Here is a 13,858-nt window from a genome sequence, read left to right as displayed (position 1 = left end):
CCCCTTCAGACATCGCCCCCATGGTCTATCGCCTCCTGCTGATCTGCGGCCTGCTCGCGGCCGCCCCCATGGCTCAGGCGGCGACCGTCTACAAGTTCACCAATGCCGATGGCGTCACCTCCTATACCGACCGGCCCGTGCCCGGCGCGCGGGTCTTCGTGCTGCGCGAGCGCATCGTCGAGCGCATCGACCGGCAGGTTCGTCTGGAGGTGAAGAAAGGCAAGGGCAGCGCCAATTTCATGGTGCGCAACGATCTCTACGCGCCCGTCGAGGTCGAGCTCAAGCTGAGCAAGTTGCGCAACGTGCAAGGCCTGCCGCCCAGCAGCATCCGCCGGGTGGTGCCCGCGCGCAGCAGCGTCAGCCTGGTGGTGCTCACAGCCCAGCAGGCCGGCAAGCCGTTGGGCTATGCGCAGACGCTGGTGTCCTCGATCGGCGACCCGCAGGGCGAGGCGCATGGTTATCGCTATCCGTTCCCATGGCGCGGCGGACCTTTCCGCCTGACCCAGGGCCCGAATGGCAAATACAGCCATTTCGGCGCCAAGGGGCGCTATGCCATGGACATCGCCATGCCCGAAGGCACGCCGATCATAGCAGCGCGCGGCGGCACGGTGATCAAGGTGGAAAACGAGCAGGACAATCGCGGTGACAACCCGTCGGGCAACTTCGTGCGCATCCTCCACGAGGACGGCACCATGGGCGTCTATCTGCACCTGATGCGCGGTTCGGTCAGCGTCAGGGAGGGGCAGCAGGTCAGTGTCGGTTCGGCGCTGGCGCGCTCGGGCAACACCGGCAACAGCACCGGCCCGCACCTGCATTTCGTGGTGCAGCGCAACGTCGGCCTGGCGCTGGAATCGATCCCCTACCAGTTCGACCGGCCACTGGGCGTGCTCCCCAACTTCGCCGTCGGCGGCCAGTAGCCTCGTCGCAGGAACCACCCCCTGCGTGAGCAGACCTTTGTGCTACTGACCCATGTGGGAGCGGGTTCTACCCGCGAAGAGGCCAGCAAGGTCACTGCACAGTGCCCGGCCTGCTCGCAGCTAGCACCGACCTGCCACACATCACTCGATCTTGAGCACCTTGGCCAGGATGATCTTGGGCCCCTTCATCTTCTTGATGATGATGCGCAGCCCTTCGACTTCCAGCAGCTCTTCTTCCTCGGGCACTCGCTTGAGGGTCTCGTAGATCAAGCCTGCCAGGGTTTCCGCCTCGATGTGATCCAGGTCCACGCCCAACAGCCGCTCGACCTTGAACAGCGGCGTGTCGCCACGCACCAGCAACTTGCCGGGCTGATAGGCGAGGATGCCGCGCTCGGCCTTGCGATGTTCGTCCTGAATATCGCCGACCAACACTTCCAACACGTCTTCCATGGTCAGATAACCGATGATCTTGCCGTCGGCTTCCTCCACCAGGGCGAAGTGTGCGCCGCCCTTGCGGAACTGCTCCAGCAGGCGCGACAGCGGCATGTGCCGCGACACGCGCTCCAACGGGCGGGTCAGCTCGGCCAGGTTGAACGACTCCGGCAGGTGGTCGAGTGCGGCCAGCTCCAGGAGCAGGTCCTTGATGTGCAACAGGCCGACGAATTCTTCGCGCTCGGTGTCGTACACCGGATAGCGGCTGAATTTATGCCGGCGGAACATCGCCAGGATTTCCTTGAGCGGCGCGTTGAATTCCAGGCTCACCAGGTCTTCGCGGGAGTTGGCCCAGTCGACCACTTCCAGCTCGCCCATCTCCACCGCCGACGCCAGCACGCGCATGCCTTGGTCACTGGGGTCCTGGCCTCGGCTCGAATGCAGGATCAGCTTGAGCTCGTCGCGGCTGTAGTGATGTTCGTGGTGCGGGCCGGGCTCGCCCTGGCCGGCGATGCGCAGAATGCCGTTGGCGCTGGCGTTGAGCAGGTAGATGGCCGGGTACATCGCCCAGTAGAACAGATACAGCGGCACAGCCGTCCACATCGACAGCAGCTCGGGCTTGCGGATCGCCCAGGACTTGGGCGCCAGCTCGCCGACCACGATGTGCAGGTAGGAGATGACGAAGAAGGCACTGAAGAACGACACGCCCTTGATCACTTCCGGCGACTGCACGCCGACTGCGCCCAGCAGGGGTTCGAGTATGTGCGCGAACGCCGGTTCACCGACCCAGCCCAGGCCCAGCGAGGCCAGGGTGATACCCAACTGGCAGGCGGACAGGTAGGCGTCCAGCTGGCTGTGCACGGTACGCAGGATGCTGCCGCGCCATCCATGCTTCTTGGCGATGGCTTCCACGCGGGTCGAGCGCAGTTTGACCATGGCGAACTCGGCGGCAACGAAGAAGCCGTTGAGCAATACCAGGAACAGAGCGAAAAGAATCATGCCGAAGTCGGCGAACAATGACGAAAGGGAGATGCCTGTGGAAGGGTCCATGGTGGCGTTTTACGGTGTCCGTGTGCTGGAAGGGAAGTGAGGCGATACCCGGCGCGGGTAATGTGTTTGGCAATGTAACGGCTGGGCGGGCACTTGCCTAGTGGGGTGCGCCGATAAGGCTGCCATATGCAGCGTTCTCCCAACAGACTGCAGCGCCTGCTTCGCGGCCAATGGCCGCTCCTGCGACAGGATCGCGCCCTGCGCGGTTACCGAATCGCTACCTGCACCGCCGAGAAGTGGCAGGTGAAGAGGCTGCCACGGCCCGGCACGCTGCTGATCTCCAGCGTGGCCCGATGGCGCAGCAGCACGTGCTTGACAATGGCCAGGCCCAGTCCGGTACCGCCGGTGTTGGAAGCCCGGCTCGAGTCCACTCGGTAGAAGCGTTCGGTGAGGCGCGGCAGGTGCTTGGCGTCGATGCCGATTCCCGAGTCCTGGACCCGCAGATGGGCGCCCTGGGCATCGGCCCAGCAGCGCACGCGGATGGTCCCCTGTTCCGGCGTGTATTTCACCGCGTTGAACACCAGATTGGAGAACGCACTGCGCAACTCGGCTTCGCTGCCCTTGAGCAGTACATCGTTTTCGATGTCCAGGCTGATCGTCTGGTTACGCGGTCCGGACAAGGCCCGCGCGTCGCTGACGATGCTCTGCAGCAGAGGCGTGACCGCCACCGGCAGGTTGTCCGAGGGGTAGTCGGTGGCTTCCAGTTTGGCCAGCAACAGCAGATCGTTGAGCAGGGTCTGCATGCGCACGCCTTGCTGCTCCATCTGCTGCAGGGCCCGGGTCCAGCGTGGATTGACGTTTTCGACGTTGTCCAGGAGGGTTTCCAGGTAGCCGGTGATCACCGTCAGCGGCGTGCGCAGCTCGTGGGACACGTTGGCCACGAAATCCTTGCGCATCTGCTCCAGCTGATGAATGCGGGTCACATCGCGCACCAGCATCAGGTGTTCGTTGTTGCCGTAGCGGGTGATCAGAAACTGCACGCGCAGGCGGTCATTGACCGGCGAGGGGATCTCCAGAGGCTCGGCATACTGCTCGTGCGCAAAGTATTCCTTGAAGCGTGGATGGCGTATCAGGTTGGTCACCGGTTGGCCGCTGTCCTGCGGGGTCTTGAGCCCCAGCAGGGTTTCGGCGGCGCGGTTCCACCATTCCAGGTTGCCGTCGGCGTCGAGCATGATCACTGCATCGCGCAGCGCCGCAGTGGACTCCTGCACGCGGTCGATCACGGCCTGCAGCCGCCCCCGCGCGCGCTGATCGCGGCGCTGCATGTGATAGATGCTGTCGAACACTTCACCCCACAGGCCATAACCGTCGGGCGGCGGCTGGTCGGGCTGGTGCTCGCGCAGCCAGCGGTGCAGGCGCAACAGTTGCTTGAGGGTCCAGGCCAGGTACACCGCCAGCCCCGCTGCCAGGCACCAGCCGTAGTGGCCGGTGAGCATGCCGACCAACAGACACCCCGCCACCAGCAGCAGCATGTGACGCACCAGGGTGGCATACCAGTCTTGTTTCACGTATCGCGCATCCTTTGCTGTGAAAGCCTGCCGGTTCAGCTCTTGGTGGAGAAGCGGTAACCGGTGCCGCGCACGGTTTGTACCAGATTTTCGTAGGCGTCACCCAGGGCTTTGCGCAGGCGCCGGATATGCACGTCCACGGTGCGCTCCTCGACATAGACGTTGCCACCCCAGACCTGGTCGAGCAGCTGCCCGCGGGTGTAGGCACGCTCCTGGTGGGTCATGAAGAACTGCAACAGGCGGTATTCGGTGGGGCCCATTTCGGCGGGCTTGCCGTCGATGGTGACGCGATGGCTGATCGGGTCGAGCAGCAGGCCGCCGACTTCGATCGGCGATTCGCCATCGCTGGGGCCGGCGCGGCGCAGCACGGCCTTGAGCCGGGCCACCAGTTCGCGCGGCGAGAACGGCTTGGTGATGTAGTCGTCGGCACCGACTTCCAGGCCCTGGATCTTGTTGTCTTCCTCGCCCTTGGCGGTGAGCATGATGATCGGGATATCGCCGGTCAGCTCGTCGCGCTTGAGGCGCCGGGCCAATTCGATGCCCGAGGTGCCGGGCAGCATCCAGTCGAGCAGGATGAGATCGGGTTTGCGGTCGACGATGATCGCGTGGGCCTGCTGCGCGTTCTCCGCCTCGAGGCTGTCGTAGCCTGCCATTTCCAGGGCCACGGCGATCATTTCGCGGATCGGTGCCTCATCGTCGACGATGAGAATGCTCCTGCCAGCCATTGTGCGAACCTCTTGTCATTACCCTGTCATGCGCCGCATTAGATAACGCAATTATTGCAGTCGTGTGACAGGTGTTCGAGCGTATCAAATTAGTCAGACTGTACTAAGCTGTAAATCCCTGTTCATTGAAGACGAGAAGCACTCATGAAGACTCGCACGACTTCGGCCTGGACGGCCCTGTGTGGCGCCCTGGCGCTGACGCTGTCCGGCATGGCGATGGCCGCCGATCATCCGCGCCTGGAACCGGGCAAGGCATTCGTCGATGGTCGCGGCATGACGCTCTATACCTACGCCGAGGACGAAGACGGCAAATCGACGTGCAACGCCGACTGCGCCAAGAACTGGCCGCCGCTGATGGCCGACAAGGGCGCCAGCGACGATGGCGACTGGACCGTGCTCAGCCGCGACGACGGCAGCCTGCAATGGGCCTACATGGGCAGCCCGCTGTACACCTACAAGGGCGACAAGAAGCCCGGCGAAACCAGTGGCGATGGCAAGAAGGAGAATGCCTGGCAGGTGGCGCGCCCTGTAGAAGACTGATCCGCTTCGCGCGCTACGCTGCAGCTGCCAGGGACGGCATCGACGCAACGCGCCTCAACGCAGAGCCCGTCAACGCAAGGCCCCCTCAACGCAACGCATAGTCGAGCACGATACCGACGAAAATCGCCAGGCCCACCCAGTGGTTGTGCAGAAACGCCCTGAAGCAGGCCATCCGCTCGCGCTCGCGGCTGTGCCACCACTGCCAGCCGAAGCACACGGCGGCTACCGCCAGGCCTGCATGAAACCAGCCGCCGAGGCCGAACCGCGCGCCGGCCAGCAGCAGGCAGGCCAGCGCCAGCCCCTGTAGAATGACGATGATCAACCGATCGGCAGCGCCGAACAGGATGGCGGTCGACTTCACCCCGATGCGCAGGTCGTCGTCGCGGTCGGTCATGGCGTAATAGGTATCGTAGGCCACCGTCCACAGCAGGTTGGCGATCCACAGCAGCCAGGCGGCGGCTGGCAGCTCGCCGGTTTCGGCGGTGAACGCCATCGGCATGCCCCACGAGAACGCCATGCCCAGCACCACCTGTGGGTAGTAGGTGTAGCGCTTCATGAACGGGTAGCTCGCCGCCAATACCAGACCGCCCACCGACAGGCCGATGGTCTGCGCGTTGGTGCACAGCACCAGAATGAAACTGATGCTGACCAGCACGGCAAAGAACACCAGTGCTTCCTTGCTGCTGATCTTGCCGCTGACCAGTGGCCGCGCTTCGGTACGCTTGACGTGTCCGTCGACCTTGCGGTCGGCGAAATCGTTGATCACGCAGCCGGCCGCACGCATCAACACCACGCCGGCAACGAAAATCGCCAGGTTGGCCAGCGAAGGCCGACCTTCGCCGGCGATCCACAAGGCCCACAGCGTCGGCCAGAGCAGCAGGTAGACGCCGATGGGCTTGTCCATGCGCGTGAGCTGGACGAAATCCCAGGCGCGCGGGTTCAGCCGGTTCAGCGACTTGAGCAGGCTCTGGTACATCAACGGCTCTCCACTTGGGTACGAACGGCTTGCCACAGCGGCGGCAGGAATACTTCGGCAACCAGCACCGCCAACGGGCCGCGGTCGAAACGCGAGCGCCGCGCCCACAGGCCCTCGCCAGCCTGCTGCGCGGGCAGCCAGCGGGCCGGGTAGCGGCAGGTCTGGATGGGACCGCGGACGAACGCCGGGTCGCAGAACAACAGCTCGCCCAGCGAACGGTTGCCCAGCGCCTGCAGATCCAGGTCGCTGGCCTGCAGGCCGCTGCGCGCCGCCACGCTGCGGGCAAACACCCATGGCTGGCCATGACCGAGCAGGCAGACCTCGCGCACCCAGCCCTGGCTGGCAGGCGGCACCCCCAGCGCCAGGCATTCTTCATCGCGCAGCGGCTGCCAGTCCTGCAGCAGCACGGTGACGCCGAAATGATCATCGCTGAGCTGGATCAAGCGGCGGGTCAGGGAGCCTGGGTCGAACAGCCAGTCGTGTACCAGCGGTTCGGCATCGGCCAGGCATTGCCAGTCGGGGGAGGGGTATCCTGAGTGGGGCACGGTAGTGGATCGGGTCGGCCGGAAAGACGCCGAGCTTATCATGTTTGCCAACGCCGATTGGCTGCCCGCGCCTGATGAAGCTTGCATCGCACGGCGTTGATCAGTACAAACCGCGAGAGCCGGGCGACAACGTCACACCATCGAGCGCCCGCCAGACCGCCTGAATACCAAGGGGAAATGATGAAGAAGTGGCAATGTATCGTCTGTGGCCTGATCTATAACGAAGCCGATGGCTGGCCCGAGGACGGGATCATCCCCGGAACCCGCTGGGAAGACGTGCCCGAAGACTGGCTTTGCCCCGATTGTGGCGTGGGCAAGATGGATTTCGAAATGATCGAGATCGGCTGATTGCTACCCACAGGCAGGCCCGGCGTGCGGATCGGCGCCGTTCTGTCGGAATAACCGGCATCTGGCCGCAACAAACCCGTGGCAGACACTGGCGCGCCCTCGTGCAGCGTGCCATTCTCACTCCGTCTGCCGCAGCGTAGAGCCTGCGGCGAGTTGGGCGTCGCCGTCCTCCAGGCAGCCGCCAATAAAAACAAAAACCGTCAATGAGAGGCTTCACCATGCGTAAACCAGAGCTCGTAGATGCCATTGCTGAAAAAGCGGACCTGACCAAGGAACAGGCCAACCGCGTCTTGAATGCCGTACTCGAAGAAATCACCGGCGCACTGCATCGCAAGGACAGTGTCACCCTGGTGGGCTTCGGCACCTTCATCCAGCGTCACCGCGGCGCCCGCACCGGCAAGAATCCGCAGACCGGCGAGCCGGTGAAGATCAAGGCCAGCAATACCGTTGCCTTCAAGCCTGGGAAATCTCTCAAGGACAGCGTGAACACCACCAAGTGAGGTGTCTGCTGCCGCGCCGCTGAGCGCAGTCCCATGGCACCCGGTTCGCCGGGTGCCTGCGACGTACGCGCCGCCGCCACTGCCGGCATACCTGCCAAACATCGTGCCCAGGCGTAGCCGGGCTGCCTTGGCCAAGACATTGCCGGTACACTCGCCGGCACTTTCCCGTGCCGAGACTTCGCCATGAAATTCCGCCTTCTGCTCTGGGCCATGGGCCTGATGATGGCCCGCGCCAGCCGCAACAATCCGGCATTCGCCCAGCAACTCAAGGACAAGGACCTGGTGTTCCAGCTGCAGACACAGGACGGCAAGATCGCCCGGCACTTCACCGTGCGTGATCAACGCGTGACCAGCCGCAGCGGCAGCGTGGCGCAGCCGGCCTTCGCGATTGCGTTCAGGGATGCCGGATACGGCTACGACACCTTGCAGGCCAGCAACAAACAGCTGGCCTTCATGCAAGGCATCCAGGACAAGCACATTCAGATCAAGGGCAATCCGGCACTGGTCGTGTGGTTCCAGGGCGCGATGAAGTACCTCAGGCCGAAAAAGCGCTGAGGCACCCGCGCACCTGTCAGTCGAACTGGTGGGCCAGCTCGCGCAACAGCGCTTCGGCTTCCAGCACCTTGCTCACGACATCTTCGGCCTTGTCTCGGCTCAGCTCCAGGCGTTCGAGCAGGGCGTCCGGAATGTGTTGCTCGCCACTGCCGATACCGCGGCTGCGCAGCAAGCGGATGGCCAGGCAGACCAGGTTGGCGTAGGCGGCGTGCTCGCCGGTGTAGCCAGGGTCATGCTGAAAGCGCAGCGCCGTGCTCAGCTCTTCCGGCATTTCCCAATAGCGCATCAGCCAGGCACCCATCTGCTCGCGGGTGACACCCAGCAGGTGCTGCTCGACGAAGTCATGTTGCAGATGCGGATTGACCTCCAGGTGGCGACAGATCAAGGAAAAATGCGGCGGAAAGACGTGGGCGAGCAGCAGGTAGCCAAAGTTGTGCAGCAAACCGGCCAGATAAGTGAGGCCTGCCTCCGGACGACTGGCCCGAGGCATGGCACGCGTCAGGCCTTCGATCACCGCCGCGACGTAGATGGACTGGTGCCAGTAGGGCGTGGCGTGCTGAGGATGATCCTTGGGCAGGCTCATGGTCTTGCCCAGGGCGAGGCCCAGCGCCAAGTTGATGACCAGGTCGAAACCCAGCACGCGGACGATGGCATCTTCCACCGAACGGATCTTGCCCGGTGACGCGTAGTAGGGTGAAGCGGCCCAGCTGACCACTTGCGCGGCCAGCGCCGGGTCGGTTTCGACCACGCCGGTGATGTCGTCGATGGTCGCGTTGGGGTCGACACGCAGCTTGATGATTTTCTGCGCAGTGGCCGCCAGCGGTGGAATCTCGATGGTCGACTCCAGGCGCTGCTGGATTCGCCGTGCAGTGAAATTCTGCACGGCGCGGTCGATTTCCTGGCTGTCGTCGTCGGGGCGATCGAGGTTGGGGCGAACATTGGCCAGTGGTTCGCCAAACACGCCTGAGCTGGCCTTGGTGAGCATCTTGCGGAAATCGTCGCCGCTGATCTCCAGCCATGTACCCGGCTCCCCGGAACTGATCAGCAGCGTGGGTTCGAGCATCAGGCGCTCATCGTACAGGCACGGCGAACTGGTGAGGATCGGCAGGGCCGGGAGCACGGTCAGCTGGTGCTTGCCCAGCATCTTCATCAGGCGCTCTTCGGGCACCGCGGTGAGCTTGCGCCCAGTCAATTCGGCCAGGCGGCTGAGGTCCAGCAGCTTGCTCTGTGGAAACAGCACCATGAGCGCGCCGATCGCATCGGCCAGCAGCACGGCCTGGATCGTACGACTGGCATCGGCAGCGGTCACGTGCTGTGCGTCCACCTGGCTCCAGGCGATGCCGAAATCGTCGAGCATCTTCTGGATCACCGAGGCGGCGTGCGGAGTGACGGCTTCCAGCGCATATTCATTCATGGTCTGCATCCATTGTCCTACATTCGTCTCAGTATACTCAGCTTGTCTGGGAAACCGAGACCTCTATCGCGCAAGTTTCCGGCGCGCGTCAGACTTGACCGTATTGCTGCCCGTGGCGCAGCCAGCGTTCCAGCAGCGGCGTGACGTGCCCAGGCCAGCGTTCGATCAGCAGTTGAGCAGCGTCGCGCACGGCCGGCAGCAGGTCGGCGTCGCGCATCAGATCGGCGACCTTGAACTGCAGCAGTCCGGTCTGCCGGGTGCCGAGCATCTCGCCAGGGCCCCGCAGCTGCAGGTCCTTTTCCGCGATCACGAAGCCGTCATTGGTCTCGCGCATGATGCCCAGCCGTTCCCGACCGATCTGCGACAGTGGGGGGTGGTAGAGCAGCACGCAGTGGCTGGCGGCACTGCCGCGACCGACCCGACCGCGCAACTGGTGAAGCTGGGCAAGCCCGAGACGTTCCGGGTTCTCGATGATCATCAGGCTGGAGTTGGGTACATCGACCCCGACTTCGATCACCGTGGTAGCGATCAGCAGCTGCAGTTCGCCGGCCTTGAACAGCGCCATCACCGCGGCCTTCTCGACCGGCTTCATGCGCCCGTGGATCAGTCCGACGCGCAGCTCGCCAAGGGCCAGGGTCAGCTCTTCGAAGGTACTCTGCGCGGCCTGACAGGTCAGCTCTTCGGATTCCTCGATCAGGGTGCAGACCCAATAGGCCTGGCGGCCCTCGGCACAGGCGGCGCGCACCCGCTCCACCACTTCCGGGCGACGACTGTCGGCCACCAGCACGGTGTTGACGGGCGTGCGCCCGGGTGGCAGCTCGTCGAGCACCGAGGTGTCGAGGTCGGCGTAGGCGCTCATGGCCAGGGTCCGCGGGATGGGCGTGGCGGTCATGATCAACTGGTGCGGGCACAGGGTGCCGCCCACGCCTTTCTGCCGCAGCGCCAGACGCTGCTGCACGCCGAAACGATGCTGCTCATCGATGATCACCAGGGCCAGGCGGGCGAACTGCACCTCGGCTTGAAACAGCGCGTGGGTACCCACCACCATGGGCGCGCCGCCGACGATACGCTCCAGTGCACTGACCCGCGCCTTGCCCTTGAGCTTGCCGGCCAGCCACGCGACTTCGATGCCCAGCGGTTCGAGCCAGCGCTGGAAGGTGATGAAATGCTGTTCGGCGAGAATCTCGGTCGGCGCCATCAGGGCAACCTGATAGCCCGCTTCCAGCGCCTGCAGCGCAGCCAGCGCAGCCACCACCGTCTTGCCGGCGCCGACGTCGCCCTGCACCAGGCGCAGCATCGGCTCCGGCTGACTCAGGTCGTAGGCTATTTCCGCACCGACCCGACGCTGCGCCCCGGTCGGTGCAAAACCAAGGTTGTGCAGGTAGCGCCCCGGCAGGTCTTTGGCCAGGGGCAGGGCGGGTGCGCGCTGGGCACGCAGGCTTTCGCGCAGGCGTTGCTGCGAAAGCTGATGGGTCAGCAGCTCTTCGAAGGCCAGGCGGTGCTGAGCCCAGTGATGACCGACCGCAAGCTCCTCGAGATCGGCGTCCGGTGGTGGACGATGCAGGTAGCGGATCGCTTCGTCCAGCGGCGCCAGTCGATGCTCGCGCGCCAACTCCAGGGGCAACCAGTCGGGCAGGCTGCGCGGCCCCAGCAGGTCGAGGGCCTGCTGGGACAACTGACGCAGACGCTGCTGGGTCAGGCCTTCGGTGGTCGGGTAGATCGGCGTCAGGTTCTGTTCGACCGGAATGTCTTCTTCACCGGTCAGGACGCGGTATTCGGGGTGGTAGATCTCCAGCCCCGAAGCGCCGGGCCGCGCTTCGCCGTAGCAACGCAGGTGCGTGCCGCGCTTGAGCGCTTCCTTCTGGGCATTGCTGAAGTGATAGAAGCGCAGGCTCAACGAACCGCTGCCATCGCCCAGGCGTACCAGCAGGCTGCGTCGCTTGCCCATGGACACGTCGGCGCCACTGACCACCCCCTCGATGACCGCATCCTGGCCGGGATGCAGGGCCCCGATCGGCACCACGCGGGTGCGGTCCTGATAGCGCAGGGGCAAGTGGAACAACACGTCCTGCAGGTTCTCAAGACCAACCTTGGCGAGTTTTTCCGCCATGGCCTCGCCCACGCCCTTGAGCGCGGTGACCGCTACCTGAGCCAGCTCGGTCATGGCGCGTCGCGGCCCACCGGTTTGGCCACCGAACACAGGCGGATCGAGTCGGCGAGGATCTCGATCGCCTTGGGCCGCGGGAAGCTGGCGCGCCAGGCGATGGCCACGGTGCGGAACGGCGTCGGCGGGGTCAGTGGGCGGACTTCGATGATGCCGGGGGCGTAGTGATGGCTGTCGACTGCCGACAGCGGCAGGATCGAAACACCCAGGCCCGACGCGACCATGTGCCGAATGGTTTCCAGCGAACTGGACTCGACGGTGGTGTGCTTGGCACCCTCCGAACCCTTGGTCAGGGTGGGGCAGGCTTCCAGTACCTGGTCGCGGAAGCAGTGGCCTTCACCCAGCAGCAACAGGCTCTTGTCGTTGAGCAGGCCCGAGTCGATGGTTTCCTTGCGCGTCCACGGGTGGTCGGCAGGCATCAGCACGTAGAACGGCTCGTCATAGAGCGGCAGGGTCAGTACATCGGCTTCGTTGAACGGCAGCGCGATGATCACCGCGTCCAGCTCACCGTTGCGCAGCTTGTCGCGCAGGATGTGAGTGAAGTTTTCCTCGATGTACAGCGGCATCTGCGGCGCAACGCGGTGCAGCTGCGGAATCAGGTGCGGGAACAGGTACGGGCCGACGGTGTAGATGGCGCCGACCTTGAGCGGGGCCGTCAGCTGGTTCTTGCCGGCCTGGGCCAGTTCGCGAATGCCTTGGGCCTGCTCGAGCACCTTCTGTGCCTGGGCGACGATGCCTTCACCCACCGGGGTCAGGCGCACGGCGCTCTTGCTGCGTTCGAAGATCAGCACGCCGAGCTCGTCCTCGAGCTTCTTGACGCCTACCGACAGGGTAGGCTGGCTGACGTGGCAGCGTTCGGCAGCGTGGCCGAAGTGTTGTTCCTGGGCCAGGGTAACGATGTAGCGCAATTCTGTGAGGGTCATAACGTGCGTCCATGAAGTTGCGAGCCCAGCATAGCGGCTGCAACCGATAGACGCACGTTATCAACCGTGCTGAAACGCATCAATATCCGCGATTCAGCGCTTGTCCAGCGAGTAGACGAAAGGTGCGACCACTTCCAGGCTGCCGTTGACCAGAATCTCGGCCGGCGGCTTGGGCAAGGGTTGCGCTCGACGGATCATCTCCATGGTCGCGCGATCCAGTGCGGCACTGCCTGAACCGCCGGCCAGGGAGTAGGACAACACCTTGCCGTCGGCGTCCACCACGAAGCGCAAGCGGTTGACCCCGGTCATGCCGCGACGACGTGCGTCTTCGGGGTACTTCTTGTACTTGGCCAGATGGCGCAGCAGGTCGCTCTGCCAGCTGGGCAGCGCATTGCTGTTGGATGGCACACTTGGCGCGGGCGCTGCCGGCTTGGCCGGTTGCGGGGGAGCAGGGCGGCTGTCGACGGTCTGTTCGGCCGGCGGTTGCTCCTTGGGCGGTTCGGGTTTCTTCTCGACCTTGGGCGGCTGCGGTTTGGGCTTGGGCTTGGGCGGCGTCGGCTTGGGCACGGAGATGGTTGGCTTGGGCGCTTCGGCCAGCTTCGGCAACGGATCCTCTACCACCGGTTCGGGCGGTGGAGGGGGTGTGACGACCTGGGGTGGCGGCGGTGGCGCAGGCTCGGGCAGCGGCGCCATCTCCACCATCATGGCCTGCGGCGGCAGCTCGATGGGCTGCGGCGCGGGCCAGTTCAAGGCAATCACCACGGCCACTGCATGCACGCCGAGGACTACCGCCAGGCTGGCACCATAACGCGTCGTTTTCTGGCGCGTCGTGATCATTGCTTGGCTGCCGTCTCGAGTCCGACCAGGCCTACCTTCAGGTAGCCCGCGCCGCGCAGGGTATTCATCACTTCCATCAGGTCGCCGTAATCCACGCCCTTGTCGGCCCGGAAGAAGATGGTCGTGTCCTTGTTGCCGTGAGTCTTGGCGTCGAGGATCTGGCCCAGTTGCGCACGCTCGATCCGGTCATCGCCCACGTACAGGTTCTGATCGGCCTTGACGCTCAGGAATACCGGTTTTTCGGGCCGCGGCGCCGGCTTGGCGGTGGACGCGGGCAGGTCGACCTTGATGTCCACAGTCGCCAGGGGGGCGGCGACCATGAAGATGATCAGCAGCACCAGCATGACGTCGATGAACGGCGTCACGTTGATTTCATGGTTCTCGGCGAGATCATCGCCGCCTTCGTTCAGGTGCAGGCCCATAG

General features: G+C 64.5%; 15 protein-coding genes. 5 read left to right on the top strand and 10 right to left on the bottom strand.

Annotation, left to right across the window (positions count from 1 at the left end; translation table 11 throughout):
- Positions 1–20 precede the first annotated feature (20 nt).
- On the top strand, positions 21–917 hold the full coding sequence (locus tag ONG87_RS20745) for a peptidoglycan DD-metalloendopeptidase family protein (protein ID WP_185794657.1): 897 nt from the start codon (positions 21–23) through the stop codon (positions 915–917).
- Positions 918–1,058: 141 nt separating this feature from the next.
- Here the strand turns inward: ONG87_RS20745 and ONG87_RS20740 are convergent, their stop codons facing one another.
- The 3 genes from ONG87_RS20740 to phoB all read right to left on the bottom strand — a co-directional run bounded on the left by ONG87_RS20740 (position 1,059) and on the right by phoB (position 4,632).
- The gene (locus ONG87_RS20740; protein WP_043192150.1) at positions 1,059–2,399 is read right to left on the bottom strand and encodes a hemolysin family protein; all 1,341 of its coding nucleotides are present in this window, start codon (positions 2,397–2,399) and stop codon (positions 1,059–1,061) included.
- A gap of 206 nt (positions 2,400–2,605) precedes the next feature.
- Positions 2,606–3,871, bottom strand: a complete 1,266-nt coding sequence (phoR, locus tag ONG87_RS20735) for a phosphate regulon sensor histidine kinase PhoR (RefSeq protein WP_264382886.1) — start codon at positions 3,869–3,871, stop codon at positions 2,606–2,608.
- A gap of 71 nt (positions 3,872–3,942) precedes the next feature.
- Entirely contained in the window at positions 3,943–4,632 is a 690-nt protein-coding gene (phoB, locus tag ONG87_RS20730; protein WP_122479981.1) for a phosphate regulon transcriptional regulator PhoB, read from the bottom strand.
- Positions 4,633–4,776: 144 nt separating this feature from the next.
- On the opposite strand from phoB, the gene ONG87_RS20725 reads away from it, so the two are divergent.
- Positions 4,777–5,172 (top strand): hypothetical protein, encoded by a 396-nt coding sequence (locus ONG87_RS20725; protein WP_122479980.1) that lies wholly within the window; start codon positions 4,777–4,779, stop codon positions 5,170–5,172.
- Positions 5,173–5,257: 85 nt separating this feature from the next.
- Here ONG87_RS20725 and ubiA read toward each other — a convergent pair whose 3' ends face one another.
- Positions 5,258–6,148, bottom strand: coding sequence for a 4-hydroxybenzoate octaprenyltransferase (gene ubiA, locus ONG87_RS20720; RefSeq protein WP_122479979.1), 891 nt, complete (start codon positions 6,146–6,148; stop codon positions 5,258–5,260).
- Positions 6,148–6,654 (bottom strand): chorismate lyase, encoded by a 507-nt coding sequence (locus ONG87_RS20715; protein WP_244647970.1) that lies wholly within the window; start codon positions 6,652–6,654, stop codon positions 6,148–6,150. The genes ubiA and ONG87_RS20715 overlap by 1 nt, the downstream gene beginning before the upstream one ends.
- Before the next feature lie 219 nt (positions 6,655–6,873).
- Here ONG87_RS20715 and ONG87_RS20710 point away from each other — a divergent pair, with 219 nt between their 5' ends.
- The 3 genes from ONG87_RS20710 (at position 6,874) to ONG87_RS20700 (ending at position 8,096) form a co-directional block, all read left to right on the top strand.
- Positions 6,874–7,041, top strand: a complete 168-nt coding sequence (locus ONG87_RS20710) for a rubredoxin (protein ID WP_122479977.1) — start codon at positions 6,874–6,876, stop codon at positions 7,039–7,041.
- A gap of 218 nt (positions 7,042–7,259) precedes the next feature.
- A complete protein-coding gene (locus tag ONG87_RS20705; protein ID WP_122479976.1) occupies positions 7,260–7,541 on the top strand; it encodes an HU family DNA-binding protein in 282 nt (93 codons plus the stop codon).
- Between the two features lie 183 nt (positions 7,542–7,724).
- Positions 7,725–8,096, top strand: coding sequence for a helicase (locus tag ONG87_RS20700; protein ID WP_122479975.1), 372 nt, complete (start codon positions 7,725–7,727; stop codon positions 8,094–8,096).
- 16 nt (positions 8,097–8,112) lie between these two features.
- On the opposite strand, the gene ONG87_RS20695 is transcribed toward ONG87_RS20700, so the two are convergent.
- The 5 genes from ONG87_RS20695 to exbD all read right to left on the bottom strand — a co-directional run bounded on the left by ONG87_RS20695 (position 8,113) and on the right by exbD (position 13,856).
- The gene (locus ONG87_RS20695) at positions 8,113–9,510 is read right to left on the bottom strand and encodes an aminoacyl-tRNA deacylase and HDOD domain-containing protein (RefSeq protein ID WP_185794661.1); all 1,398 of its coding nucleotides are present in this window, start codon (positions 9,508–9,510) and stop codon (positions 8,113–8,115) included.
- An 88-nt stretch (positions 9,511–9,598) separates the two neighbouring features.
- Positions 9,599–11,674, bottom strand: a complete 2,076-nt coding sequence (gene recG, locus ONG87_RS20690) for an ATP-dependent DNA helicase RecG (RefSeq protein ID WP_122480132.1) — start codon at positions 11,672–11,674, stop codon at positions 9,599–9,601.
- On the bottom strand, positions 11,671–12,597 hold the full coding sequence (locus ONG87_RS20685; protein WP_122479974.1) for a hydrogen peroxide-inducible genes activator: 927 nt from the start codon (positions 12,595–12,597) through the stop codon (positions 11,671–11,673). The genes recG and ONG87_RS20685 overlap by 4 nt, the downstream gene beginning before the upstream one ends.
- A gap of 93 nt (positions 12,598–12,690) precedes the next feature.
- A complete protein-coding gene (locus tag ONG87_RS20680; protein WP_122479973.1) occupies positions 12,691–13,434 on the bottom strand; it encodes an energy transducer TonB in 744 nt (247 codons plus the stop codon).
- The gene (gene exbD, locus ONG87_RS20675; protein WP_122479972.1) at positions 13,431–13,856 is read right to left on the bottom strand and encodes a TonB system transport protein ExbD; all 426 of its coding nucleotides are present in this window, start codon (positions 13,854–13,856) and stop codon (positions 13,431–13,433) included. The genes ONG87_RS20680 and exbD overlap by 4 nt, the downstream gene beginning before the upstream one ends.
- Positions 13,857–13,858 lie beyond the last annotated feature (2 nt).

Origin of the sequence: Pseudomonas sp. MM227 (genome assembly GCF_947090715.1) — a bacterium.
Lineage (GTDB): Bacteria > Pseudomonadota > Gammaproteobacteria > Pseudomonadales > Pseudomonadaceae > Aquipseudomonas > Aquipseudomonas baltica.
The sequence above is the reverse complement of the archived record's forward strand: the minus strand, read 5'-3'. Positions and strand labels throughout refer to the sequence as shown.

Bases quoted from the DNA above. Each gene is read 5' to 3' on its own strand.
- ONG87_RS20745 (WP_185794657.1), top strand. From the start codon at position 21: ATGGTCTATCGCCTCCTGCTGATCTGCGGCCTGCTCGCGGCCGCCCCC.
- ONG87_RS20740 (WP_043192150.1), bottom strand. From the start codon at position 2,399: ATGGACCCTTCCACAGGCATCTCCCTTTCGTCATTGTTCGCCGACTTC.
- phoR (WP_264382886.1), bottom strand. From the start codon at position 3,871: ATGCTGCTGCTGGTGGCGGGGTGTCTGTTGGTCGGCATGCTCACCGGC.
- phoB (WP_122479981.1), bottom strand. From the start codon at position 4,632: ATGGCTGGCAGGAGCATTCTCATCGTCGACGATGAGGCACCGATCCGC.
- ONG87_RS20725 (WP_122479980.1), top strand. From the start codon at position 4,777: ATGAAGACTCGCACGACTTCGGCCTGGACGGCCCTGTGTGGCGCCCTG.
- ubiA (WP_122479979.1), bottom strand. From the start codon at position 6,148: ATGTACCAGAGCCTGCTCAAGTCGCTGAACCGGCTGAACCCGCGCGCC.
- ONG87_RS20710 (WP_122479977.1), top strand. From the start codon at position 6,874: ATGAAGAAGTGGCAATGTATCGTCTGTGGCCTGATCTATAACGAAGCC.
- ONG87_RS20705 (WP_122479976.1), top strand. From the start codon at position 7,260: ATGCGTAAACCAGAGCTCGTAGATGCCATTGCTGAAAAAGCGGACCTG.
- ONG87_RS20700 (WP_122479975.1), top strand. From the start codon at position 7,725: ATGAAATTCCGCCTTCTGCTCTGGGCCATGGGCCTGATGATGGCCCGC.
- ONG87_RS20695 (WP_185794661.1), bottom strand. From the start codon at position 9,510: ATGAATGAATATGCGCTGGAAGCCGTCACTCCGCACGCCGCCTCGGTG.
- recG (WP_122480132.1), bottom strand. From the start codon at position 11,674: ATGACCGAGCTGGCTCAGGTAGCGGTCACCGCGCTCAAGGGCGTGGGC.
- ONG87_RS20685 (WP_122479974.1), bottom strand. From the start codon at position 12,597: ATGACCCTCACAGAATTGCGCTACATCGTTACCCTGGCCCAGGAACAA.
- ONG87_RS20680 (WP_122479973.1), bottom strand. From the start codon at position 13,434: ATGATCACGACGCGCCAGAAAACGACGCGTTATGGTGCCAGCCTGGCG.
- exbD (WP_122479972.1), bottom strand. From the start codon at position 13,856: ATGGGCCTGCACCTGAACGAAGGCGGCGATGATCTCGCCGAGAACCAT.